Source organism: Arthrobacter sp. 05N429 (assembly GCF_056397045.1).
The window spans coordinates 616,066-640,419 of the sequence record NZ_JBFTMQ010000001.1 but is presented as its reverse complement, the minus strand read 5'-3'; the positions used below and the strand labels follow the sequence as shown (position 1 = coordinate 640,419).

Annotated in this window: 18 protein-coding genes; 5 read left to right on the top strand and 13 right to left on the bottom strand. The window is 67.2% G+C overall.

Features of this window, described 5'->3' with window-relative positions; translation table 11 throughout:
• Positions 1–228 precede the first annotated feature (228 nt).
• A complete protein-coding gene (locus AC1DF4_RS03045; RefSeq protein WP_003804966.1) occupies positions 229–477 on the top strand; it encodes a WhiB family transcriptional regulator in 249 nt (82 codons plus the stop codon).
• Positions 478–637: 160 nt separating this feature from the next.
• Here AC1DF4_RS03045 and AC1DF4_RS03040 read toward each other — a convergent pair whose 3' ends face one another.
• From AC1DF4_RS03040 to AC1DF4_RS03025, 4 genes are read right to left on the bottom strand one after another with little or no spacing between them, the layout of a single operon-like run.
• The gene (locus AC1DF4_RS03040; protein WP_476864130.1) at positions 638–2,107 is read right to left on the bottom strand and encodes a sensor histidine kinase; all 1,470 of its coding nucleotides are present in this window, start codon (positions 2,105–2,107) and stop codon (positions 638–640) included.
• 35 nt (positions 2,108–2,142) lie between these two features.
• Positions 2,143–7,017: an NAD-glutamate dehydrogenase gene (locus tag AC1DF4_RS03035; RefSeq protein ID WP_476911472.1), complete on the bottom strand. Its 4,875-nt coding sequence runs from the start codon at positions 7,015–7,017 to the stop codon at positions 2,143–2,145.
• A 58-nt stretch (positions 7,018–7,075) separates the two neighbouring features.
• Positions 7,076–8,386, bottom strand: a complete 1,311-nt coding sequence (locus AC1DF4_RS03030; protein WP_476911471.1) for a CpaE/TadZ family protein — start codon at positions 8,384–8,386, stop codon at positions 7,076–7,078.
• Entirely contained in the window at positions 8,383–9,027 is a 645-nt protein-coding gene (locus AC1DF4_RS03025) for a CpaB family protein (protein WP_476911470.1), read from the bottom strand. The genes AC1DF4_RS03030 and AC1DF4_RS03025 overlap by 4 nt, the downstream gene beginning before the upstream one ends.
• 148 nt (positions 9,028–9,175) lie before the next feature.
• Here AC1DF4_RS03025 and AC1DF4_RS03020 point away from each other — a divergent pair, with 148 nt between their 5' ends.
• A complete protein-coding gene (locus AC1DF4_RS03020) occupies positions 9,176–9,391 on the top strand; it encodes a helix-turn-helix domain-containing protein (RefSeq protein ID WP_224047050.1) in 216 nt (71 codons plus the stop codon).
• Between the two features lie 45 nt (positions 9,392–9,436).
• Here the strand turns inward: AC1DF4_RS03020 and AC1DF4_RS03015 are convergent, their stop codons facing one another.
• The gene (locus AC1DF4_RS03015) at positions 9,437–10,042 is read right to left on the bottom strand and encodes a hypothetical protein (RefSeq protein WP_476911469.1); all 606 of its coding nucleotides are present in this window, start codon (positions 10,040–10,042) and stop codon (positions 9,437–9,439) included.
• Between the two features lie 121 nt (positions 10,043–10,163).
• Here AC1DF4_RS03015 and AC1DF4_RS03010 point away from each other — a divergent pair, with 121 nt between their 5' ends.
• Together AC1DF4_RS03010 and AC1DF4_RS03005 are read left to right on the top strand one after the other, a co-directional pair.
• Positions 10,164–10,955 carry a LysM peptidoglycan-binding domain-containing protein gene (locus AC1DF4_RS03010; protein ID WP_476911468.1) on the top strand — a complete coding sequence of 264 codons (792 nt, stop codon included), beginning with the start codon at positions 10,164–10,166 and terminating at the stop codon, positions 10,953–10,955.
• A gap of 81 nt (positions 10,956–11,036) precedes the next feature.
• Positions 11,037–11,528: an Rv3235 family protein gene (locus AC1DF4_RS03005; protein ID WP_476911467.1), complete on the top strand. Its 492-nt coding sequence runs from the start codon at positions 11,037–11,039 to the stop codon at positions 11,526–11,528.
• A 173-nt stretch (positions 11,529–11,701) separates the two neighbouring features.
• Here AC1DF4_RS03005 and secA read toward each other — a convergent pair whose 3' ends face one another.
• The 7 genes from secA to mtrA all read right to left on the bottom strand — a co-directional run bounded on the left by secA (position 11,702) and on the right by mtrA (position 22,424).
• Positions 11,702–14,440, bottom strand: coding sequence for a preprotein translocase subunit SecA (gene secA / locus AC1DF4_RS03000; RefSeq protein WP_476911466.1), 2,739 nt, complete (start codon positions 14,438–14,440; stop codon positions 11,702–11,704).
• Positions 14,441–14,510: 70 nt separating this feature from the next.
• Positions 14,511–15,782 (bottom strand): winged helix-turn-helix domain-containing protein, encoded by a 1,272-nt coding sequence (locus AC1DF4_RS02995; RefSeq protein WP_476911465.1) that lies wholly within the window; start codon positions 15,780–15,782, stop codon positions 14,511–14,513.
• Between the two features lie 32 nt (positions 15,783–15,814).
• Positions 15,815–16,540 carry a ribosome hibernation-promoting factor, HPF/YfiA family gene (gene hpf / locus AC1DF4_RS02990; RefSeq protein ID WP_476911464.1) on the bottom strand — a complete coding sequence of 242 codons (726 nt, stop codon included), beginning with the start codon at positions 16,538–16,540 and terminating at the stop codon, positions 15,815–15,817.
• A gap of 143 nt (positions 16,541–16,683) precedes the next feature.
• Positions 16,684–17,592, bottom strand: coding sequence for a ComF family protein (locus AC1DF4_RS02985; RefSeq protein WP_476911463.1), 909 nt, complete (start codon positions 17,590–17,592; stop codon positions 16,684–16,686).
• Between the two features lie 329 nt (positions 17,593–17,921).
• Positions 17,922–19,643: an LpqB family beta-propeller domain-containing protein gene (locus tag AC1DF4_RS02980; RefSeq protein WP_476911462.1), complete on the bottom strand. Its 1,722-nt coding sequence runs from the start codon at positions 19,641–19,643 to the stop codon at positions 17,922–17,924.
• On the bottom strand, positions 19,640–21,409 hold the full coding sequence (gene mtrB, locus AC1DF4_RS02975; protein ID WP_476911628.1) for an MtrAB system histidine kinase MtrB: 1,770 nt from the start codon (positions 21,407–21,409) through the stop codon (positions 19,640–19,642). Before mtrB ends, AC1DF4_RS02980 begins: the two co-directional genes overlap by 4 nt.
• Positions 21,410–21,749: 340 nt before the next feature.
• Complete coding sequence (gene mtrA / locus AC1DF4_RS02970; protein ID WP_441404556.1) at positions 21,750–22,424, bottom strand: MtrAB system response regulator MtrA; 675 nt, start codon at positions 22,422–22,424, stop codon at positions 21,750–21,752.
• A 174-nt stretch (positions 22,425–22,598) separates the two neighbouring features.
• On the opposite strand from mtrA, the gene AC1DF4_RS02965 reads away from it, so the two are divergent.
• Positions 22,599–23,312: a DUF4166 domain-containing protein gene (locus tag AC1DF4_RS02965; protein WP_476911461.1), complete on the top strand. Its 714-nt coding sequence runs from the start codon at positions 22,599–22,601 to the stop codon at positions 23,310–23,312.
• Here the strand turns inward: AC1DF4_RS02965 and AC1DF4_RS02960 are convergent.
• A complete protein-coding gene (locus AC1DF4_RS02960; protein WP_476911460.1) occupies positions 23,309–24,352 on the bottom strand; it encodes a uroporphyrinogen decarboxylase/cobalamine-independent methonine synthase family protein in 1,044 nt (347 codons plus the stop codon). The genes AC1DF4_RS02965 and AC1DF4_RS02960 overlap by 4 nt on opposite strands.
• Positions 24,353–24,354: the final 2 nt, after the last annotated feature.

Genomic DNA, 24,354 nt, shown 5'->3' with positions numbered 1-24,354 from the left:
CCGGACATAGTCGTCTAGATGTGAGGGCGCCGCCAGCGAATGTGATGCATCGCTCACGATCCCGAGGCATATTGAAGCGGGTTATCCCTTGTTTACGCAGCGTTAACATGACACGCTTAAACCAGATGACCGAGGGGGCCCCAGAGGGCCCCTTTCTTATGAAGCCTCTAGTGAATAGTTTCACAAAGGCATTTAACGAGTGCCCAGGAAATGGAGTGACTGATCAGCATGGATTGGCGTAACCGCGCAGCGTGCCTTGACAAGGACCCGGAGCTTTTCTTCCCCGTAGGAAACACCGGCCCCGCCCTCCTGCAGATCGAGGAAGCCAAAAGTGTGTGCCGTCGATGCCCCGTTGTCGACACTTGCCTCCAGTGGGCGCTGGAGTCCGGCCAGGACGCGGGCGTCTGGGGCGGCATGAGCGAGGACGAACGCCGCGCCCTGAAGCGCCGCGCGGCCCGCGCCCGCCGCGCCTCCTAAGACCAAGTTCCTGACGCCGGCGCACCGGCGATCCGCATTCAGCGACAGGACAGCAATGGCCGCAGACCTCCGTCTGCGGCCATTCGCCGTTTAACGGCCGCCGGGCGGTGCCGCCGGCCGGACGGGCGGGTTTAAAGAACCGGCCGGCCCCAGCCAACGGTTACCGTTTAGCCAGGCTCAGGACAATCTGGACAGCGGTTCCGCCGCCCTCCCTGGCTTTCCACTGAATGCTCCCGCCCAGTTCGCTCGTCACCAGGGTGCGCACGATCTGCAGGCCCAGTCCCTCCACATACGGCGTGGCCGGGATGCCTACGCCGTCGTCCGCGACGGTCACGGTGAGCAGCTCCTCGCCGTCCTCGCTTTCGGAGCGGTCGGCTATCAGCCAGACGGTTCCGGTCCGGCCCTCCAGACCATGCTCGACGGCGTTCGTGACCAACTCGTTGATCACCAGGGCCAGCGGGGTGGCAAAGTCACTCGGCAGCTCGCCGAAGAGTCCCGAGCGAGCCGTCTTCACCTGCTGCGACGGGGAGGCCACCTCAGCCGAGAGCCGGAACTGGCGGCCGATGAGCTCATCGAAATCAACGCTCTGGGTCAGGCCCTGCGACAGCGTCTCGTGCACGAGGGCAATCGTCGCCACCCTGCGCATCGCCTGCTCGAGTCCCTGCTTGGCCTCATCGCTGACCATGCGCCGTGACTGCATCCGCAGCAGCGCAGCGACGGTCTGCAGATTGTTCTTCACCCGGTGGTGGATCTCGCGGATCGTGGCGTCCTTCGTCACGAGTTCCATCTCCCGCCGCCGCAGCTCGGAGACATCACGGCACAGCACCAGGGCCCCGAAGCGCTGCTGTTCGTCCCGGAGTGGAATGGCCCGCAGCGACAGGCTGACGCCGCGGGACTCGATTTCACTGCGCCATGGCATGCGTCCCGTCACAACGAGCGGGAGGGTCTCATCCACCATGCGGCGGTCTTTCAGCAGTCCCGCCGTGACCTCGGCCAGGCTCCTGCCCTCGAGCGACTCGCCGTCGCCGAGCCGGCGGAACGCGGAGACCCCGTTGGGGCTCGCGTACTGGACGATCCCCTCGGCGTCGAGCCTGATGAGGCCGTCGCCGACGCGGGGCGCGCCGCGCCGGGAGCCGGTGGGCGAGGCGAAGTCGGGCCAGAGCCCGAGGGTGCCCATCCGCAGCAGATCGTAGGCGCATTGCCGGTAGGTCAGCTCAAGCCGGGACGGCATCCGGGAGCTGGAAAGGTCCATGTGGGTCGTGACGATGGCCAGCGTCCGGCCGTTGCGGACCATCGGCACGGCCTCGACCCGGAGGGCCATGTCGCTGCTCCAGTTGGTCTCGTTGGAGCGCTCGATCGTGCGGCTCTCCCACGCCTTGCCGACCAGCGGCAGCAGGTCCGACCTGATCCCCTCCCCCACGAAGTCGGCATGGAAGACCGTGTGTGTGGTGGAGGGGCGGACGTGGGCCAGCGCCACGTATCCGAACTCAGGGTGCGGGAACCAAAGCGCCAGGTCGGCGAATGCGAGGTCCGCGACCATCTGCCAGTCGCCGACAAGGAGGTGCAGCCATTCGGCATCCCCCGGCCCGAAATCAGCATGCTCCCTGATAGGGTCCGTAAAGATTGCCACAGCACCTCCATTTGCGACGCCGGGGGCGGCAGCCCCTAGCGTCGAACGATTGACCTCAAGAGCCTCAATGCTACCGACAGCGAGGCCATGTCATCGGCCTCGAGGGCGTTGACCTCGTCAAACATGGACTTCGCCCGGCTGAGCTGCTCCACATTCTGGTTCTCCCAGGCCGCCAGCCGCTCCTCCGCCGGAGTTCCGGCGGGAGTGCTCTCCAGGACCGCCGTCGTCATGTCCGAGACGGTGGAGTAGAGGTCATCTCGCAGGGCCGCGCGGGCCAGGGCCTGCCAGCGGTCCGCCCTCGGCAGCTTGGTGATGCGTTCGAGCAGGGAATCTGCGTGGAAGCGGTTGAACACCGTGTAGTACACGTGCGCAATGTCGGCCACGGATTCCGAGCTGACATGGACTATCTTGGCGATATCCAGGAGCACAAAGCTCTCGAACAGCTCGGCCCAGCGGTGCGCCAGGTCCTCGGGAAGGTCCCAGCTGCGCGCCTTCTCCAGCCATTCGGCCACGCGCGCACGATCGTCGCCGCGGAGGTAGTCCAGCAGCCGGGCCCGCATGGGGTCCATGAGCGGCTTGAATTCCGCCACGATGTCGGCGATGGGACGGGACGTCGAGCCCTGGCCCAGGAGCCACCGGACGGCGCGGTCCAGGAGCCGCCGGATGTCCAGGTGGACGGTGCTCCAGTGTTCGGTCGGGAACGACGCCGGAAGTTCGTTGAGTTCCTTGACCATGATGTCGAGTTCGTAGACCTCGCGAAGGGCCACGAACGCCTTGGCGACAGCAGCCTCCGTAGCCGAGGTTTCCTCCATCGCGCGGAACGCGAAAGTGATGCCGCCGAGGTTGATCATGTCGTTGGCCACCACCGTCGCGATGATTTCGCGCCGCAGCGGGTGTGTGTCCAGCTCGGCGTCGAACCTGTCCCGCAGCTGTTGCGGGAAGTAGGCCCGCAGCGTGGCACGGAACCACGGGTCGTCGGCCAGGTCGCTGTCCCGGAGCGCCGAGGCGAGTTCGATTTTGGCGTAGGCGGCCAGCACGGACAGCTCGGGCGAGGTCAGGCCCTGGCCCTGTTCCAGCCGCTCACGCAGCGTTTCGGTCGTCGGCAGGGCTTCCAGCTCACGCTTCAGATCGGCGCGCTTCTCCAGCCAGTCCATCAGGCGTTCGTAGCTGGGGCTCCATTCGGAAACCCGCATCCGGTCATTGAGCAGCAGGATGTTCTGGTCGATGTTGTCCTCCAGCACCAGCCGGCCGACTTCATCGGTCATCGAAGCAAGGAACTCCGAACGCTCCGCAGGATCCAGCTTCCCAGCGGCGACCATCCGGTCCACGAAGATCTTGATGTTGACCTCGTGGTCGGAGCAGTCCACCCCGGCGGAGTTGTCGATCGCGTCGGTGTTGAGGATGACCCCCTGGAGTGCCGCCTCGATGCGGCCCCGCTGGGTCATGCCCAGGTTGCCGCCTTCACCGACCACCTTCACGCGCAGCTCGCGGCCGTCGACGCGGATGGAGTCATTGGCCTTGTCGCCGACCTCGGCATTCGTTTCCGTGCCGGCCTTGACGTAGGTGCCGATTCCGCCGTTGTACAGCAGGTCGGCCGGGGCAAGCAGGATCGCGCGCAGCAGTTCGGGCGGGCTGAGCCGTGTGGTCCCCTCGGGCAGCCCGAGCGCGGACCTGACCTGGTCCGAAACCGGGATGGATTTCGCCTGGCGGGCAAACACGCCGCCGCCTTCGCTGATCAATGCCTTGTTGTAGTCGTCCCACGAGGAACGGGGCAGTTCGAAGAGCCGCTGCCGCTCGGCGAAGGAAACGGCCTCATCCGGGGTGGGATCGAGGAAGATATGCCGGTGGTCAAAGGCCGCGAGCAGCCGGATGTGCTTCGAGAGCAGCATGCCGTTGCCGAACACGTCACCTGACATGTCGCCGACGCCGACCACCGTGAACGGCTCGGTCTGCGTGTCCAGGTCCAGCTCGCTGAAGTGGCGCTTGACCGATTCCCAGGCACCGCGGGCGGTGATGCCCATGGCCTTGTGGTCATAGCCGACCGAGCCGCCGGAGGCGAAGGCATCGCCGAGCCAGAAACCATATTCGGCGGCCAAGCCGTTGGCGATGTCCGAGAACGATGCCGTGCCCTTGTCGGCCGCGACGACAAGGTAGGAATCGTCGTCGTCGTGCCGCACGACGTCGGCCGGCGGCACGAGCTGCTCGCCCTCCGGCGTCGTGATGAGGTTGTCGGTGACGTCCAGGAGGCCACGAATGAACGTCTTGTAGCTTTCGACGCCCTCCGCCATCCAGGCGCTGCGGTCCGCCGCGGGGTCCGGGAGCTGCTTGGCGTAGAACCCGCCCTTGGCACCGGTGGGCACGATCACGGCGTTCTTGACGGTCTGGGCCTTGACCAGGCCGAGGATTTCCGTGCGGAAATCCTCGCGGCGGTCCGACCAGCGCAGTCCGCCGCGGGCCACCTTGCCGAAGCGCAGGTGAACACCCTCGACCCGGGGCGAGTAGACCCAGATCTCGAACATCGGAGTGGGGAACGGCAGTCCGTCAATAGCCGACGGGTTCAGCTTGAAACTGAGGTGCGGCTTGTTCTGGTAGTAGTTGGTCCGCAGCGTCGCCTGGATCAGGTTCTTGAACGTGCGAAGCACGCGGTCCGCGTCCAGGGTCGCGACCTGTTCGATGGCTGCGTCCAGTCCGCCGAGGACCTCCTTTTGCCGGAGCCTGCGCTCGTCCTCACTGAGGGAGGGATCGAAGCGGGCCTCGAACAACGCGATGAGTCCGCGGTTGACGTCAGGGTTGGCCAGCAGGGTGTCGGCCAGGAATCCGTAGGAGTTGGTGTTGCCCATCTGCCGCATGTACTTGGCGTAGGCGCGCAGCACGACGACCTGGCGCCAGTGCATCCCCTCGCGCAGCACCAGCCGGTCGAAGCTGTCCGATTCCACCTCACCGGAGACCGCGGCGCCGAACGAGTCCGCGAGCAGCTGCCCGGTCTTGAGGGGGTCCACCCCAGCCGGGTATTTCAGGCCGAGGTCGTAGAGGAAGAAGTCACGTTGGTCCGCCGTTTCGATCTCGAACGGGCGTTCGTCCAGGACTTCCAGGCCCAGGTTGTGGAAGTACGGGAGGATCTGGCTCAGGCTCTTGGGCTCGAGCATGTAGAGCTTGACGCGGGCGTCCTCTTCCAGCGTCGCTCCGGCGCCCTCGGGGAGGTAGACATGGACGCCGGGCTGTTCTTTTCCGGTTTCCCCGGCCTGCCCGGCGCCGGCACCGTACTTCTCGAAGCGGGCGATGTCCTCCAGGGCATCCTCCACTTCGTAGTCGACGCGGTAGGTCGCGGGGAAGGCCTCCGCCCACATGGCGGCACGCGCCTTGGCGCCGTCGTCCTCGGTGGCGCCGGCGCCGTCGGCACGCGCGTGCAGGACCTCCGCGATGCCTTCGCTCCACGAGCGGGCCGCGCGGACCAGCCGCTTCTCAAGATCGTCGCTGTTGATGTTGCTGACGTCGGCGTTCTTTGGAAGCCTGATCCGGAAGAAGAGCCGGGCCAGCGCGGATTCCGTCATCCGCGCCTCGTAGTCGATGGAAACGGCATCGAAGGTCTCGCGAAGCTCCTCCTCGATGCGCAGGCGCACGTTGGTGGTGTACCGGTCACGCGGGAGGTAGACGAGGGCGGACATGAAACGGCCATAGATGTCCGGCCGGAGGAACAGCCGGGTCCGGCGCCGCTCCTGCAGCCGCTGGATGCCCGTTGCAATGGCGGCCAGATCGGGGATTTCGATCTGGAAGAGTTCGTCGCGGGGGTAGGTCTCGAGGATGCCCAGCAGGTCCTTGCCGGAGTGGGAATCCGGCGGGAAGCCGGCATCGCTCAAGACCGCGGCGACCTTTTCGCGGACCACCGGGATGTCACGCACGGATCCGGCGTACGCGGTGGTGGCGAAGAGCCCGATGAAGCGGCGTTCGCCGTTGACGTTGCCGGCCGCATCGAAGCTCTTGACACCGATGTAGTCGAGGTAGGCGGAGCGGTGGACGGTGGAGCGGGAGTTGGCCTTGGTAATGACGAGTGCGCGCTTTTCGCGGGCTTTTTTCCTGCCGGTCTCCGTGAGGTGCTGGATCTGGTGCGGGGTGTCGGATCCTCCCCGCAGCAGTCCGAGCCCGCTCTCTTCCCGGGGTTCCAGCACGTCCTCGCCGGATTCGTTCTTGAGGTCGTACTCGCGGTAGCCGAGGAACGTGAAGTTCCCGTCATCCAGCCAGCGGAGCAGTTCCTGGGCCTGGCGGAGTTCGGCGATCTGCGCGGGATTGGCCAGTTTGTCGAGGTCCTCGGCGATCTGAAGCGCCCGGTGCCGCATCTTCGGCCAGTCCTCGACGGCGGCACGCACGCCGTCGAGGACGCGTGCGATTCCCTCCAACAGCGCCGCGCGCTTCGCGTCGTCCACGAGGTCGATTTCGACGGCGATCCACGACTCCATGTGCGAGGCGTTGTCCCCCTGGGCGATCAGGTGCGAAAGGTTGGGCATCGCTGCCGTGTCGCCGCTGGAGATGCCCAAGTGCGAGGGGACGCGCGCAACCTTGACGAGTTCACCGCTCTCCCGGTTGCGGGTTACGACGAACAGCGGATGCATCACAAGGCGGATGGGGGCACTCTGCCGGACCAGTTCGGCGTTGACCGAGTCAACGAGGAAGGGCATGTCGTCGGTGACGATGTAGACGACGCTGCGGTCCGCCTCGTCGGCGATGGTGATGCTGGCGGTACCGGGGAACCGGTGCGCCGCCGTGCGGCGGTGCGTCTCTGCCCGTTCTGCCAGCAACTTGCCGGGATACGCGCGAGCGTCCTCTTCGGCAAGGTGCTCGTAGTAGTCCCTCAGGTAGCCTTCTCCGGCACCGATCGAAACGGGTTGATCCTCCACGCTGGACCCAGACGACATCGACAAACGCCTCCATCAAAAAGTTCACGGCCGCTTCGTTGCGGCCCTCATGGCGAGCCTAGCTCTTTAGCCGAAGCTTCGCTGTGGAAGAAAATACAGAGGATCTGCGGTTTCGCTGGACGGGTGCACAAACCAGCTCGGCGATACCCTTCCGCAGTGGAGAATCCGGCGCGGCCTCCAGCAGGAGGGATCCCGAGAGCAGCGCCGCATCGCTCGAGACCGGATCGGCCGGCAGGAACGCAGAGATGGGGACGGTGGGGCCGTACCGCTCCCATGCATCGCGGAGTTGCCGCTCCGGCGATCGGCCCACCGCGGACTGCCGCACCTTGTTCAGCACCACCCGCGGGGACGCCTGCGGGACGGCCGATTCAAGCTCTGCGAGGCCACGGACCAGCCTCGGGACGCCGATCGAGTCCGCCGCCCCGACGGCGAACACCGTGTCAGCCAGTTCAAGGCTCCTCAGCGTCGCAGCGTTCCGGCGCGGCGCCATGGTGTCAAAGCTCAGCTCTTCGTCGGATTCAAGGCAAAATCCGGTGTCAATGACAGTGAATTCAACGACCTCCCGGGCCCGGGCCAGCACCAGCGACAGCGCCGCTGCGCGGAGTTCAGTCCAGCGGTCCGCCCGGGTGATTCCGGTCAGCACGCGGAAGGTTCCTGTTTTCGTGACCACCGGCGCCGCAATCCTGAGCAGGGCCTCCGCGTCGAGGAGTCCCTGGTCCGCCAAACGGCAGGCCTGCGCCAGCCCGGCCGCCTCGTCCAGCAGTCCGAGCATGGCGGCGACGCTGGCACCGTAGCTGTCGGCGTCCACCAACAGCACCGATTTTCCCTCGGCTGCGAGTTCTGCGGCCATGTTGGCCGCGAGCATGGTCCGGCCTGGCGACCCGGCAGGCCCCCACACCGCAATGATCTGCCCCTCGGCGGATCGCTCCGGCCATTCCTCGGCCGTGTCCCCGGACGGTCCGGGCTCAGGGCCCGCGCCGGTCTGGCCGGGAGTGTCAGTCTGCCGGAGCGGATCAGTCCCGGCCAGCAGTGCGACAGCCCCCGCGATGCGGTTGGCAAGGGCGGCGGCGTCGACTCCAGTCGCTTCGGCGGCCACGCCGATCCCGCGGAGCCGGACGTTTTCGTCCGGATTGTCCGTCAGTGCCACGACCGCAACACCGACGGCGGACAACCGGTCAACCAGCGACGCCGTCAGGTCCTCGCTGCCCTCCGCGACGACGGCAGCACGGGCCAGTCCGCCCTGGCAGGCGGCCAGCAGCTCCGCCAGTTCGTGGCACCGCCGCACAACCGATACCGGCCCGTGGAGCCGCTCCAGCCGGCCCACCAGGTCCTCGCGCGAGTCTCCGACCGTGACGACGGGGATGCTCATCGACCCGTCCCACCCGGGTTCCAGACAACGGAGATCTTTGCCTTGTTGGCCTGCGCCCCCAGCAGATCAGGCATCTGCCCGTCCGCAACAAGCACCATAACGACTGTGGACCGGGCCGTGCCCAGGGCAGTGCTGCCCGGAGTGATCTGGGCGATTTCCGCGCCGGGCAACAGCAGGGTGGGCTGGCTGAACCCGTTCCGGGTATCGGGCAGCGCCACCCAGACGTCCACCCGGGAACCCGCAACGGCCTGGGCCGGCAGTGCCTCGTCAATGGTCACTGCGACCGGCTTCCGGCCCAGCCCGTCCGGCTGCCCGAAGCTCTCGCGCGGCACCAGCTGGTCCTTACCGATTCTCTGGGCAGCCACGAGTCCGTCAGCCACCCCGGTCGCCGGCGTCAGATAGTGCTGCTCAAGGTCGCCAAGGCGGACCCTGACGCGGCTCAGCTTATCCACCGTCAGCTTTTCGCCCACTGCGATCGCTTCCCGCGCGGTGTACGCCTCGGCGGTTTGATCCGCAGCCACGACCAGGGAAATGACCCCTGCGACGGAGGCCAGGACGAGCAGGATGCCAACGATGAGCTTGGGATCTTTCCAGGATGGTTTCTTCAGCCTCGCCCCGCCAGCCACCGTGCTCGCACCCATGCGCCCGCTCCCCCTGTAGTCGCCGCCCGAATCCGGCCGGGCAACATCATTGTTTCGCCTTCGTGCCCCGACGGGAAGCCTCAGCGACAAAGAAGTGCAAACTGTGGATAACAGCCTCAGATGGAGTCATCGGTGGCAAAATGGAGTCATGCCCCGATTCCTGACCCTCGCCGACGTCGCAGAACAGCTCCAAATCAATGCCCCGGCCGCCTACGCGCTGGTACGCAGCGGCGAGCTCAAGGCCATTCAGGTGGGCGGACGCGGCCAGTGGCGTGTCGAGGAGAAGATGCTCGAGCAGTACATCGAAGAGCGGTATGCGGAAGCCAGCCGGATGATCGAAGAAGCCAAGTCCAAGTCCCGCTGAGCCGCACGTGCCGGATCTGGCACCCGCCTACTGGCCTGGCTCCAGCTAGCCGGGAGTCCGCGCGGACCTGATTCCGGCAAGCGCCGCGAAGGGAATGGTCGCCACCTGCCGGACGTTGGCCGCCCGACGCTCCTCACCCTCCCCCGTGACCGCCAGATCAAGGTAGTCACGCCCGACCCGGTCAATCACGCCGAAGAGCGTCGTTTCCCCCGTTAGGCCGCCCGCCGTCAGGACCGCCAGGCCGGTGCGGTCCCGGGCAAGGCCGCGCAGGGCGTTGGCCAGGCCAAGCCTTTGCCGGACCTTGGAAGGCTCGGCTACGGCCAGCCGGGAGAGCCCGACGTAGCGGACCGCTGAGGCATAGGGAACCAACACCTGGTGCCGTGGTTCGTCCAGCACCAGCGCCTGGCTTCCCGCGTGGCTCAAGGTCCCCTCGAACGTCGATCCGGACGCGAGCTGGACCACAATCAGCCGTCCCAGCGAGCCGCGAAGCCGGTCCGCGAGCTCCACCGAGGCCTCCTCCGTCCGCGTCCGCTCCGTGATTTCCGCATCGAGATCCAGGCGCTCCCCGGCGGCCATCTGGGTCTCCAGATCGGCAAAGAGGGCATCCCAGCGCATGGCGCCAGCGTAGGCGAGCCCTTCCTCACGGGTCAACCAGCCCCTTTCGAATCGTCTATAGACAAATCGGTCGGTTAGGGATCAAACTATGTCTAACTGCATCAAACTGCATTAAACACTGTCTAGTTGAACCACTCCAGCGTGAGGCGGCCAGAACATGAGAACAGCAAAACTCCCGACGCACCCGCGCCGCCGAGTGATTTCCGCCGACGCGGCCATGGCAACAGCCATCCTGCTGATGGGACTGTTTCTCGCCGGAACGGGAGGCCGCGTTGTCCAGCGGTGGCGGTCCTCGACGGCCCGCCACGAGTCCCTCGGGTTCGAAGACCAACTCGGCATTGTGGCGAACACGGCCGGACTCATCGTGACTGTCTGGTGGGCCATGTCATTTACGATTGCCGTCGCGGCGGCGCTGCTGGAACGGTCCGGGAAGGTCCGCGCCGCTTCGGCTGCGGGAAAATTCGCCCCTGCGTTTATGCGCCGCCTCGCCTTGGCTGCCGTCGGACTCCAACTGCTCACAGCACCGCTCGCCACTGCGTCCACCTTGCCGTCGGCGCCGGGCGCGGCGGCTTCCGCACCCGCCCCGGCATCCGCGGGGTGGACCCCGACGCCGGCCCCTGCACCGCCCGCCGTGCCGCCCGCCGTTCCACCCGGCACTTCGGTTGCCGCCCATCCGCAATGGCGGCCACTCAGCCCGGTCATCGAACCCGGTCCGTTGACCGGCCGGCCGCTGCGCCTCCAGCAACCCGCGGGCGAGGGAACAGAGGTGACGGTGCGCCCCGGGGATTCGCTGTGGAGCCTGTCCGCGGCCCGGCTGGGGCCGTTCGCCTCCGACGTCGACATAGCCCTGGACTGGCCCCGGCTTTACCAGGCCAACAGGGACGTCATCGGCGCCAACCCCCACTTCCTGCGGCCAGGCCAGGTACTGAGGATTCCGCCCGGGCCCTGACACACCCTCGAAACCACCAGCATCGAAAAGAACCACAGCGGTCCCCCAACAGCCACCGTCCCCCAGCAAAAAGGAAGCATCATGAGCGCCATGACCAGCCCCCGCGCCGCCGCGCAAGCCCACGTAGCCAATGCTTCGCCCTTGCGCCTGGTCCCAGGCGGCGCAGCACCGGCCGGTGGCCCGGACACGCCCGAGCCACCGGCGCCGCTGGTTCGGGTCGCCGATGAAACCCGGGAGATTTGTGCGATTTCGCGCAGCACGGTTCAGGCTGCCATCGAGGTGCTGGCCGGCATCCGGCCGGCGCAGCAGCTCGCCCGCCGGCTCGACGAGCGCTGCCTCGCTGCCCTGCAGCACCGTGCCGCACTGACCCGCAGGGTGCCGTGCGGGGCGTCGCCGACCGCGGGACGGCTGCACCGCAACCCCTCCGTCCGCTCGGTCCGGGCCTGCCGGGTGTCCGCGGATGTCTATGAGGCCAGCGCCGTCGTGGTCGAGGAGCTGCGCGTCCGGGCCGTGGCGCTGAGGCTGGAACGCAGCAGGCTTGCCTGGCGCGTCACCGTCCTGGAAATCGGCTGACAGCCACCGCGGACTGTTACCGGAAAGCAGGCTGGGGAGACCGACTGCAGCGATGAAAGGAGGACAGAGCGGCAATGAGAGAGGACCGGAACATGTTCCGGTCCTCTCTCATTGCCGCAGTTATTGCGGTGCCGTCAGTTCTGGCCGCCGCGGGCCAGCCAATAGCAGATCAGCTAGCGCCGCTTCTTCTTGTTCGCGCGGCGCGGGGCATCCTGTGCCGCGGCCTTGGCCGGGTTTCCGGACCGGCCGGAAGCCTTGGCCTCGACACGCGTCTGGGCCGAACCGTCCTCGCCGGGGGCCGTGTACTGCAGCTGCGCCGGCTTCTCCGGCGCTTCCAGTCCTGCGGCCCGGATCTGCGGCTCGTGATGTTCAGTGTGCTGGCCCGCGGCGTCCGCCACGACCACGTCCTCGGCGGGGGTCACCTCAACCTCAAGATTGAACAGGAAGCCGACGCTTTCCTCCCGGATGGCCTCCATCATGGCCTGGAACATGATGAAGCCCTCGCGCTGGTACTCCACCAGGGGATCGCGCTGGGCCATCGCGCGCAGGCCGATGCCTTCCTTCAGGTAGTCCATCTCATAGAGGTGTTCCTGCCACTTGCGGCCGATGACCGACAGGACAACACGGCGCTCGAGTTCGCGCATGCTCTCCTGGCCGATGGCTTCTTCGCGGGCCTGGTAGACCAGCCGCGCGTCGGAGAGGATCTCTTCCTTGAGGAAGTCCACGGTGATCCGTGACTTGCCGCCGGCCTCGTCGATGAGGTCCCGCGGCGTGACACTGACCGGGTAGAGCGTCTTGAGATTGGACCACAACAGGTTGAAGTCCCAGTCATCCCCGGTGCCCTCGGCGGTGGCTCCGTCGATGAACGCGGTGATCGTGTCTTCCAGGAAGTACTGGACCTTTTCGTGCAGGTCATCGCCTTCGAGGATGCGGCGGCGGTCGCCGTAGATGGCTTCGCGCTGGCGATTCAGGACGTCATCGTACTTGAGGACGTTCTTGCGCTGTTCGGCGTTGCGGCCCTCCACCTGGCCCTGGGCCGAGGCGATGGCACGCGAGACGAGCTTGGATTCGAGCGCGACGTCGTCCGGCACCGAACTGTTCATCAGCCGTTCTGCCGCGCCGGAATTGAAAAGGCGCATCAGGTCGTCGGTCAATGACAGGTAGAAGCGGGACTCGCCGGGGTCGCCCTGGCGGCCCGAGCGGCCGCGCAGTTGGTTGTCGATCCGGCGTGATTCGTGCCGTTCGGTGCCCAGCACGTACAGGCCACCGAGGTTGAGGACTTCCTCGTGCTCGTCCTTCACGGACTGCTTGGCGGCTTCGAAGGCTGCCGGCCAGGCCGCTTCGTATTCTTCGGAGTTCTCTTCCGGGTCCAGCCCGCGCTTGGCGAGTTCGGCGACGGCGGTGAACTCGGCGTTGCCGCCGAGCATGATGTCCGTGCCACGGCCTGCCATGTTGGTCGCGACGGTCACGGCGCCCTTGCGGCCGGCCTGGGCCACGATCGCGGCTTCACGGGCGTGGTTCTTGGCGTTGAGGACTTCGTGCCGGACGCCCTCCTTGGCCAGCAGCCGGGAGAGGTACTCGCTCTTCTCGACGCTGGTGGTGCCGACCAGGATGGGCTGGCCCTTTGCGTGCCGTTCGGCGATGTCTTTGACAACGGCGTCGAACTTGACGGCCTCGTTCTTGTACACGAGGTCCGCCTGGTCGATGCGCTGCATGTCGCGGTTGGTGGGGATGGCAACGACGCCGAGCGTGTAGGTGCTCATGAACTCGGCGGCTTCGGTCTCGGCGGTACCGGTCATGCCGGCCAGCTTGTCGTACATACGGAAGTAGTTCTGCAGCGTGACCGTGGCCAGGGTCTGGTTCTCGGCCTTGATCTCGACGCCTTCCTTGGCCTCGATCGCCTGGTGCATGCCTTCGTTGTAGCGCCGGCCCGCGAGGATGCGGCCGGTGTGCTCGTCAACGATGAGCACCTCGCCGTCGAGGATGACGTAGTCCTTGTCCCGCTTGAAGAGTTCCTTGGCCTTGATGGCGTTGTTGAGGAAGCCGATCAAAGGGGTGTTGGCGGACTCGTAGAGGTTGTGGATGCCGAGGTAGTCCTCGACCTTCTCGATGCCTGCCTCGAGCACGCCGACGGTGCGCTTTTTTTCGTCGACTTCGTAGTCATCCTCGGGCTTGAGCCGGGTGACGACCTTGGCGAACTCGCTGTACCAGCGGTTGGTGTCGCCCTGTGCCGGGCCGGAGATGATGAGCGGGGTACGTGCCTCATCGATGAGGATGGAGTCCACCTCATCGACGATGGCGAAGTTGTGGCCGCGCTGGACGAGCTCGGACTTGTCCCACGCCATGTTGTCGCGCAGGTAATCGAAGCCGAATTCGTTGTTGGTGCCGTAGGTGATGTCAGCGGCGTACTGTTCGCGGCGCACGGCGGGGTCCTGGTTGGACAGGATGCAGCCGCTGGTCAGTCCAAGGAACCGGTAGACACGGCCCATGAGGTCCGACTGGTACTCCGCCAGATAGTCGTTCACGGTAATGACGTGCACGCCGTTGCCGGCCAGTGCGTTGAGGTAGGCCGGAGCGGTGGCCACCAGCGTCTTGCCTTCACCGGTCTTCATTTCGGAGATGTTGCCCAGGTGCAGGGCAGCGCCGCCCATCAGCTGGACATCGAAGTGGCGCAGGCCAAGGGTGCGCGAGGAGGCTTCGCGGACGGCGGCGAACGCCTCGGGCAGCAGGTCGTTGAGCTTCTCGCCGTCAACGTGGCGTGCGCGGAGACGGTCGGTCTCTTCGCGCAGTTCGGCGTCGGTGAAGGTCTGGAAGGAACTTTCGAGGGCATTGATGGAATCGGCATAGTTCCGCAGTTGCCTCAGGGTCTTTTTATCACCCGTGCGGAGAAGTTTTTCGATAAGTGATGCCACGTGAAGTTGCTCCCAGTCTCAAGCTGCCGAATTCTGGCGTGTTTAGTCTACGGGAGAGACGCAGCGCCGGTTACGCCTGTTCCCTCAGAGCGGATACACCGCTTCCCGCGCCGGACACGGCGTCCGCGAGTGACGGCGCCAGGTCCCCTTTCGGGGACACAACAATCCGGTCCAGTTCCAGCCACTCTGCCATGAGCTGCAGTTCCGCGGCGAGTTCGACGGCGGTGTCGGCCGGGGCGCCCGGCTCCGCGTACGCAGCCCTGGCCAGCAGGAGGCCGTTGGCGCGGTCGGCCTTGAGGTCGACGCGGGCCACGATCCCGTCGCGCAGGAGGAACGGCAGCACGTAGTAGCCAAAGCGGCGCTTCGGCTCCGGTGTGTAGATCTCAAGGCGGTAATGGAAACCGAACAAGTCCTCGAGCCGACGCCGCTCGAAGACCAGCGAGTCGAAGGGGCTCAGCAGTGCGCGCCCCGTGGCCGTGCGTGGGAGCTTTGCCTCGACGTGCCGGTAGACGGGCTTGTTCCAGCCGGTCACGGTGACCGGCCGAAGCCTGCCGGCGTCGACGAGGTGTTCCACGGCAATGGCGGACGCACGCATGGGCGTCCGGAAGTAATCAGCGAAACACCGCAGCGTGCCGATCCCATGGGCCGTGGCGGCGGCTTCGATCAGGCGGACCAGCGCTGCCGCCGGCTCCTGCCCTGTGTCTACCGCGGCGGCTGCGGCGTCGGGATCTGCGTCCGGCCTGGCGGGCAGGACCTTGGCGGTAAGGGTGTAGCGCCGTTCAAAGGACTCCGTGCGGGACGCGGCCGAGATGAGTCCGGCTTCGAAGAGGTGCTCCAGGACCCGCTTTACCGCGTTCCAGTTCCACCCCCAGTTGTCCTGCAGCCGGTCCTCCACGTGACCCAGCCGGGCGGTGAGTTCGGCGGCGGTCATCGGCCGGCCGGCTGCCAGCGCCTCGAGCACCCGCTCGGCGACACCGCTGCGCAGCTCGGGGTCCATGGCATGCGCCCCCACCCATTTCCGGCTCTGCCACAGGACCAGGTCCTGGAAGTGGTCGGGCCGGATGAAGCTGGCCTCGTGCGCCCAGTACTCCATCATGCGGCGCGGGTGGGTGCCGGCCATCCGTTGAAGGATGGCGCGGTCGTAGTTCCCAAGACGGGAGAAGAACGGCAGGTAGTGGCTTCGCGACAGCACGTTGACGGAGTCGATCTGGACCAGCTGGAGACGGGCAAAGGTACGGCCCACCGCCCGTGCAGTCACGGGTCCGGCGGGCCGTACCTTGTCCAATCCCTGGGCTGCCAATGCGATCCGCCGGGCCTGCTTGAGGCTCAGCAATTCCTGCACGTCAGTCCTTTCGTCGGATGGTCAGCACCAGCTTATGCGGTGGCCGGCTCATCCTCGGACCGGTAAGCGAGGATCTTCTCTTCCAGCGCAGCCGCCCCGGGCTCGCAGGTCTGGTCAAGGGAGATCACTCCATACGTCCACCCGTCCCGGCGGTACACGACGGACGGCGCTTTGGTCTCCTTGTCCACGAAGAGGTAGAAGTCGTGCCCCACGAGCTCCATGTTGTCGACGGCGTCGTCGAGCGTGAGGGATGATGCGGGAAAGACCTTCCGGCGGATGAGCACGGGCGAGTCTCCGGCCGGGATATCGTTCTCGACCTCATAGGGCGATCTTTCAGCGGGAGCCTCCTTGGGCTCAAGCCAATGGTTCGCCTCTTCGTAAATGGGCTCGCGGGTGCTCGCAGGCTCGAGGGTTGCCGTCGCTTCGGTGACGGACTTGGGGGTGTGCCGGCCGTGGTGGACCTTCTTGCGGTCCTTCGCCCGGCGCAGGCGTTCAAGAAGCTTGTTGTAGGCAAGATCGAACGCGGCGAACTTGTCGGCGGCGCTGGCTTCGGCACGAATGACGGGGCCACGGCCCAGGACGGTCAGCTCAACCGTGAGCATCTCGTCGGTCTGCCGGGCCTTGGTCTCCTTGGAAACCTTCGCGTCCACCCTCTGGACTTTGTCCCCCAGCGACGTGATCTTCGAGATCTTCTCGTCGGCGTACTCGCGGAACCGGTCCGAGACCGTCAAATTGCGTCCGCTGATCATGAACTCCATGGTGCCCTCCAAATGACTTCGGTGACACGACGGCGGCACTTCCTGGGGCTGTTCTGACTGACAGTCGAGCCCCTTTCCGAGCCGCTATCGACAGGTACATCTGTTCTTGGTACCCATCTTCGACGTTAGTTCATAGCAACCTCTTATTCATCCTTTTTTGGTTTATTTTTTTCATTGACAGGCCGCTTCCCTGCCATCGCGGGGCCGGCTGCGCCGAAGTCGCGCGTGACGGGCGGGCGTGTCGCGGCGAGGACGACGGCGCCCGTCACCAGCGCTCCGGCCGCCCGCAACGCCCGGGCCGCCTCGGCCAAGGTGGCCCCCGTGGTGAGCACGTCGTCAACGATGATGCACGGCCGGCCGTTTACGCCCGGAGCGAAGAGCCCGCGACGTACCCGCATGGATCCCCGAACCCGCTGCGCCCGGTCCCCGCGGCCCAGTCCCTTTTGGCCGCCGGGCTGTCCCCGAAACCCGGGGAGACCGTACGGGGACCCCGGCGTCGGCAACGGCGCCGGGGCTCCACGCCCGGCCGGCCCCCTGCGTGCCCGCAGCCCCGTCTTGTGGAGAGCGTGGACGGTGGACAGGCCGGATTGCCCGCCGGCTCCCGCTGCGCGGAGTGGTCCCAGCCCGCCCAGCAACACATGGACGGGACTGAAGCCCCTCCGCCGAAAGGCGCTGCCGCTCGTTGGCACGGGTACGAGCAGCACCCCGGGGGCCTCCCCGGCGGCAGCCCGGATGGCCCGGGCCAGGCCCGTCGACAAGACCTCCGCGAGCTGTCTCTGCCCGTGCTTCTTGAAGGACAGCACCGCGAGGGCCAGCTCCGCGCGGTAGGCACCGGCGGCCACGACCGGCAGCAGCACCGAGCCGTCCACGTCCATGAGGGCCGGGGCCTGCGCTTCCGCCCGGAACGGTGTGCGCATCAGCTGCCGGACCTGCCGTTCGCAGCCGCCGCAGAGCGCCAGGTCTTCAGCCCCGCAACAGACGCAGTCCACCGGCGCGGCGAGTGCCAGCACTTCGGCCACGGCGGCCGCGGCCCCGTCCGCCAGCCGTGCCAACGGACGGCGGTAGCCACCACGGTGTCTGGCCGCAGCCGTTGCCGGCGGTGCCAGGTCGGGGTCTGCAGCTCTCCTCAGCCCACGGGCTGCGCGGGTTCGGGTTCTTTTGCCTTTGGACCCGGCCGCGGCGTTGGCCGCGGCGCCGGAACCAGCCCGGCCGCTGGCACTTCCACCACGGCCGGTGTCACGGAGTTCTCTGAAAATCGCCACGTCACAAGGTTCCGCCCGCGTGGTTGCCTGCGGGAGGCCCCGAGGGCGTTATGTGGAAAGCGGCCACGCACCGGCCGGGCCCGGCCCCCGAAAGGTCCCGGCCGTGCCCGGTGGTAGCGCTAGCCCGGGTAGGACGGATCGATCGGTCCCTTGAGCTGCGGGGACCACCCATTGCCGATCCGCTGGAAGATGCCTTCCGTTGACTGGGCGTAGATTTCCTCCCCGCCGTTGCCCGCGCTGAGCGCGGTCAGTCCGGGCCATGGCGCCAGCTTCTGCGGCTGCGACGAGGTGAGGAACAGCAACTCGGGAGCGACGGCGTTGCTTGGCGAGCCCTTCATCACAGCCACTGTGGAGTCGTCCACCCACACGCCCTGATCGGGGTCATTCGACGCGAGGAGGGTCATCGGCACGGTCAGGTCCTTGGGCGTTCCGTCCGCTGCCCGGACGATGCCGGTTATCTGGACTTTCGTTTTGCCGTTCTGCTCCGTGATGATGAGGGCGCGGGTGCCCTCGCGTGAGGCCTTGAATTCCTTGACGGTCCGTCCGGAAAGCCATGCCGGCGACACCGTCACAGTGGGCACGGTGGCGCCTTCGGCCACGCCGGCCGGCCGGTAGGCGACCAGTTCCGTCGCGCCGTTGGCGCCCGGCCCGGCCGTCCAAACCCAGTCGTACCGGTCGAAGGAGGGTCGGGTCAGGGTGGCGCGCGTGGTGAGGGACCTCGCGGGCTGGCCGGGCACGACCGAGTACAGCGTGCCGCGTCCGGCGTTGAGGAAGGCCGCGGATTGCGAGACGGGCGACTCCGCCGGTGCCCGCGGCGACAGGGACGAGACGGACTGGATGTCCGGAAGCGGCGAGATCCTGTTGTTCTCATACCGGACCAGATCGTTGTTGCTCACGGCGATCTGGCGGGCCGGGACGTTTTTGTCGCGGATCGGCGGGAGGACCGAACCGTTGTCTTCCACGCGCACCAGGTCCTGGTTGGCCCGCAGCTCGACGTTGATGACATCCGGCTGGCTGCGGAACGTGAGGGCAAGCTGGGTCTGCATCCGCAGCCGGTCCTCGTTGGAAGCCTCCACAAGGTCCTTCGCCGTGAGGTCCACCTGGGCGGCGCCGGAGACTACGGGAACCGACTCGCGGGCCAGCTTGATGCCCGAGGGGAAGGCACTGACGACGGCGCCCTTGAGGTACGGCGCCGGACCGCCGAGCAGCGCACTGGTCATGGCCTTGACGGTCTTCTTCTTGATGAACCAGCGGACGTCGGGCACGGCGTAGGTGAACGTGGGGTCATAGAAATAGATCGGATAGGCGCCGTAGATGACCTTGAAGGTCTCCTCCGGGATCGCCGTGCCGTCCGGGAGTTCCGCAATCCGCCATTCACCGTCCACCTGGGTCAGCGTGGCGGGAATGTTTTCTTTGGTCCCCTCCGGCAGCTGGGTGGCCACCCCGTCCGCGTCCACGGAGTAGGACAGGTCCAGCTCGTAGTTGAAGACGTTTTCGACGCCGGTCGGCACCACCCGCGCGGAGCGGAAGACGAGCACCCGCTGGTCGGGTTTCCAGGTCACTGACGACGCCTGGGTGAGGTACTGGCGCGCCACCGCGTAGTCGTCCTCGTAGCCGCTGCCGGCGAGATAGAAGTCCTCAATGACCGCTTCCGGCCCTGCGCCTTCACGGGGCGCGGACGGGAAGAACACGGGGGCATTGTTGGGGTTCCCCGCGCTCTCGTCCGTGCTCTTGCCCACCGGGCCCGAGCGCGGGATCTGCGCGCAGGAGGTCAGCAGGAACAGCAGCACCGCCAGCAGCGCGGCTGCGGCCCGGGTGGCCTTCCCAGTGGCACCGCTCATGACCCCTCCTTCGTTCCGGTTCCCGCTGATCCGGTACCCATTTTTCCGGGGTCCGTGGTCCCGGTACTGGCCTTGCCGGCACCGTCTACGTGCGGGGCCGGCGAGGGGTCCAGCAGCAGCATGGTGCGTTCGCTTCCCGCGCCGTGAAGTCCGACGTCGACCGGCTCCAGCTGGAGGGGTGATTTCGTGATGGTCTCCCCCTGGCGCAACGGGAGGGTGAGGCGGAAGTTCGCGCCGCTGCCCTTCCTTCCCCAGGCCTGGAGCCAGCCGTTGTGGAGTTTCGTGTCTTCGGCGGCGATGGACAGGCCGAGGCCGCTGCCGCCCGTCGTGCGCGCACGGGCCGGATCGGCGCGCCAGAACCGGTCGAACACGCGTGCCGCTTCCGCCGGAGTCATGCCGATGCCGTGGTCCCGGACTGCGACGGCCACGGAGTTGCCGTTGGCGGCCACGGAAATGTTCACCGGGCGGCCCTCACCGTGTTCCAGCGCGTTCAGGATGAGGTTGCGCAGGATCCGGTCGATCCGGCGGTCGTCCATATCCACGATGATGCTGTCCTGGGGCGCGTTGAGGGTGACGTCGGAGCCGTACTCGGCCGCCACCGGGGCAACGCCTTCCATCACATGCGCAACGAGCTGCACAACGTCGCCGGGTTCGGCGTCGAGCGTGGCGACGCCGGCGTCGAAGCGGGAGATTTCCAGCAGGTCGGCCAAGAGGGACTGGAACCGCTCCACCTGGTTGTAGAGCAGTTCCGCGGAGCGCTTGTTGATCGGGTCGAAGTCCTCGCGTGCGTCGTAGAGGACTTCGGCGGCCATCCGCACGGTCGTGAGCGGAGTACGCAGTTCGTGGGAGACGTCGGAGACGAACCGCTGCTGCATCTGGGACAGGGTGGCGAGCTGCGTGATCTGCTCCTGGAGGCTCGCGGCCATGTGGTTGAAGGAGGCCCCCAGTCGCGCCACCTCGTCCTCGCCCTTGACCACCATGCGTTCCTGCAGCTGCCCCGCTGCGAGCTTCTCGGACACGACAGCGGCGTGGCTGACCGGGCTGACGACATTTCGGGTCACGTACCAGGCCACGGCGCCGATCAGCAGCGCCAGCACCGCGCCGCCGGCCAGCAGCACGTTCTGGATCTCGTCGAGGGTCTTCTGTGCCGTATTGAGGTCATAGATCAGGTAGAGCTCATAGACCGTGCCGTTGAAGGTGACCTTGTTGCCGACGGCAATTCCGGGCCGGTCTTCGGTACCCACCGGGAACTCCGTGGATGCCCAGAACTGCTCCTTGCCCGAATCCTGCACGGCCTTGCGCAGGTCGGTCGGAATAACGCTGATGGTGAGCTGGTCCGAGGCCCGTGACTCCACCCAGCGGTTGCGGGGTTTGGTCTGTTCCGGCATCGCCTCAAAGACGTAGCGCCTCTGAATCACCGAACCACGGCCCTCGACGGCGTTCAGCGTGTCGTAAACGAGCGTAATGACACTGGACTGATCGGTGACCTGGGCGCCGTCGAACGTGTCCTGGACCTGTTTGACGTTGTAGCGCGTCTCCGACTCGGCCTGGGCCAGCCGTTCCTGGAAGAGGTTGTTGGCGATCTGGTTCGACAGGTACGCGCCGACGACGGCGAAGGACATGATCGCCAGCATGAGCGTCGTCAGCACGGTCCGGAACTGCATCGACCGCCGCCATTTGCTGTGCAGTGAGCGGAGCAGGTAGCGGATGCCGGGAAGCAGGCGGGTGGCTCCGATCCGGACCAGCCTCGCCACGCGCACGCCCACAATCCGGGCGCGCTTCACCCAGATCCTGGTCCGGAAGCCCACGGCATGCCAGCCGGCGGCCGGACCGCCGTGGTGCCGGGCGGCTGTGGGCTCGAACGAGCCGGCGTCGGGGGTATCGGCTTCGGCTGGCCCGGGTTCGACGGCGGCCGGCTTCGGGGCCGCCGTCGGCGTGCCGGCACTGGGTGAGCCGGAAGCCGGCGCGACGGAAGTGGGCGCGTCGGCGGCGGGAACCGTCAGGCCGGGCTCGCGGAGATCAACCGATGCGCGGGCAGCACTTTTGGGAGCGGCCCCTTGAGCGGGGGCGCCCACCGGACCATTTCCGGGGCGGCCTTCCGACGGTTCAGGAACCTGCTTTGTAGCCGACACCACGGACCGTCAATACAACTTCGGGGGCTTCCGGGTCACGTTCGATCTTTGACCTCAGCCGCTGGACGTGGACGTTGACCAGCCGCGTGTCGGCGGCGTGCCTGTAGCCCCAGACCTGCTCCAGGAGAAGTTCCCGGGTGAAGACCTGCCAGGGTTTGCGGGCCAGTGCCACGAGCAGGTCGAATTCCAGGGGTGTCAGCGAGATGCGCTCGGTGCCGCGGCTGACGAGGTGTCCTGCGACGTCGATGGTGACGTCCGCGATGCGCAGCGTCTCCGGAGCCTTCTGGTCGCCGGGCCGGAGCCGGGCCCGGACCCGGGCGACGAGCTCGGCCGGTTTGAACGGCTTCGGGACGTAGTCATCGGCGCCGGACTCGAGGCCACGGACGACGTCGGAGGTGTCTGCCTTGGCGGTGAGCATCACGATCGGCACGTCGGATTCGGCGCGGATCTGGCGGCAGACTTCAATGCCGTCTATGCCCGGGAGCATGAGGTCCAGCAGCACGAGGTCCGGCTTGGCGGCGCGGAAAACTTCCAGGGCCTTCCCGCCGTCAGCGCAGAAGACAGGCTCGAACCCGTCATTGCGCAGCACAATACCGATCATCTCGGCCAGCGCCTCGTCATCGTCCACTACCAGAATGCGTGCCTTCATATGTATATATTCCCCTATTGAAATGGCTTTGTCGTATTCGGCGGCGCCCGGGCATGGCGCCGCCGGCGCCCGGACCGTACTTCAACGCCGCAGTAGGGGTTGTGACAAACCCCCGTCCGTGCCGCAGGCTGTAGGCAGGAACCCAGCAACAGGCCAGGAACCCAGGAGGATTCTGTGAGCACCCCGATCTACGAGCGTGCGCTCGGCGCGGACTTTGCGCTCCTGCAGCCGGAGCTGCAGGACTACTTCTCACTCGCTCCCGGATCCGGCCGCTACGGCGTCGGCGAGGGCATGTTCGAGGTGGTCGGCTGCCGGCAGAAATGGCTGCGCCCGCTGCTGCGCCTCGCCGCCGGCGAGGAGTCGTTCTTCCCGGAATATGGTGAGGGCATCCGCTTCCGGATCGAGAACCATGCCCACCTGGACCCGTTCGGGCGGTCCAGCCTCACCGCACGGCGCGAAATCTTCTTCCCGGGCACCACCCGGTTGTTCCACGACACCACGAGCTTCGAGGATTCAGGCAGCCGGCACGGTCTGGTGGATTACGTCGGGCGGTACAGGCGGCTCGTGACCGACCTCAACCTCGGCGTCACCGCCGGGGGCAGGCTGCGCGGGGTTTCGGAGGCCTCGCGGCTGTTCCTGGGACCGCTCCGGATTCCCCTGCCGGCCGCCCTTGATGCCAAGGCCTACGCCGAACAGTGGTGGGCGCCGGAGGAGGGCGCCGCCGGGAAGCACCGGATCCAGGTGAAGGTGATCCAGCCGCAGCTGGGGCTGGTCCTCGTCTACGCCGGGCACTTCGACTACCGGCTGGAACCGTATCCCGGAGGCGTGTCGGCCCCGGGGTACCTTCCGGACCGGGCCCGGCCCGAGCGCTGGGAAGCCCGCAGCTAGCCGAGCGCGAGCTGGTTGAGGCCGTCGGCGACCTGGGTCAGCCGCCCCAGCACCGCCGTCGCGGACGACGGCGAATGACCGGACAGCCCGTCCGACGGCGTGACCCGCAGGGCGCCGAGGGTCGACGCCGGCAGTCCCAGCTGGCGCCACGGCCGCCAGACGGTTTCCACGACGTCGGCGACGCGGGGCAGCGCGGCGGCGGGGTTGGCGACGTCGAGCGCCCCGGCCCACAGCCGCTTACCAGACTCCACGGCGCCGGCGAGCTGTTCCCACTGCCGGGACGTGAGCGCGCGCAGGGGCACGGCGATCCCGTCGGCGCCGGCCGCCAAAATCCGTTCGAACGGCGCCTCGACTTCCGGTACGGCGACAACCACCTCGACGGCGCCGGCCGCCCGCAGGGCGTCGATGACCAGCTGCCAGGCGTCCGTGGCTTCCCGGCCCGGCACCGAGCGCAGGGTCCGGTAGCCGCTGGAGGTGGGAATGGTGCCGGCCAGCACCGAGGCGATCTCCGGCTCGTCGATCTGGACCACGATTCGCGCCCCGGGGGCCGCGGCAGCCACACGGCTGAGGTAGCCGCCGGCGCCGGCGGCCAGCGAAGCAGCGAGGTCGCGCCGGGCGCCATGGTCTATCAGGGCACGCTCGCCGTTGTGCAAATGCAGGCCCGCGGCGAGGCTGAGCGGGCCGCGGAGCTGGACCTTGATGTCCGCTGCCGGGGTGTCCTCGGCGCCGATCACGTCGGCAAGGATGTTGATGTCGGTGGACAGGGCAGAATGCGCCCGCCTGAAATCCTTGCCGGGACGGTCCACGATCCGCCAGCCGTAGGGCTGGACGTCCACGGAGAGGTCCACCAACAGGGAGGCTGTCCGGCCGAGTGCGTCGGAACCGACGCCCCGGTCCGGCAACTCGGCCAGGAACGGCAGGTGCGGGCTGCCCAGCTCGCCGCGGATGATGCGCGCGGCTTCGAGGGGGTCCTCGCCGGGCCAGGTGCCCAGGGCGGTGGCGGTGACCTGTTCCGGCTGCGCTGCTTGGAGTCCGGCCACGG

Coding starts and splice junctions, on each gene's coding strand:
- AC1DF4_RS03035 (WP_476911472.1), bottom strand. CDS start 7,017: ATGTCGTCTGGGTCCAGCGTGGAGGATCAACCCGTTTCGATCGGTGCC.
- mtrA (WP_441404556.1), bottom strand. CDS start 22,424: ATGAAGGCACGCATTCTGGTAGTGGACGATGACGAGGCGCTGGCCGAG.
- AC1DF4_RS03020 (WP_224047050.1), top strand. CDS start 9,176: ATGCCCCGATTCCTGACCCTCGCCGACGTCGCAGAACAGCTCCAAATC.
- AC1DF4_RS03025 (WP_476911470.1), bottom strand. CDS start 9,027: ATGGGTGCGAGCACGGTGGCTGGCGGGGCGAGGCTGAAGAAACCATCC.
- AC1DF4_RS03010 (WP_476911468.1), top strand. CDS start 10,164: ATGAGAACAGCAAAACTCCCGACGCACCCGCGCCGCCGAGTGATTTCC.
- AC1DF4_RS03030 (WP_476911471.1), bottom strand. CDS start 8,386: ATGAGCATCCCCGTCGTCACGGTCGGAGACTCGCGCGAGGACCTGGTG.
- AC1DF4_RS03005 (WP_476911467.1), top strand. CDS start 11,037: ATGAGCGCCATGACCAGCCCCCGCGCCGCCGCGCAAGCCCACGTAGCC.
- AC1DF4_RS02980 (WP_476911462.1), bottom strand. CDS start 19,643: ATGAGCGGTGCCACTGGGAAGGCCACCCGGGCCGCAGCCGCGCTGCTG.
- hpf (WP_476911464.1), bottom strand. CDS start 16,540: ATGGAGTTCATGATCAGCGGACGCAATTTGACGGTCTCGGACCGGTTC.
- AC1DF4_RS03045 (WP_003804966.1), top strand. CDS start 229: ATGGATTGGCGTAACCGCGCAGCGTGCCTTGACAAGGACCCGGAGCTT.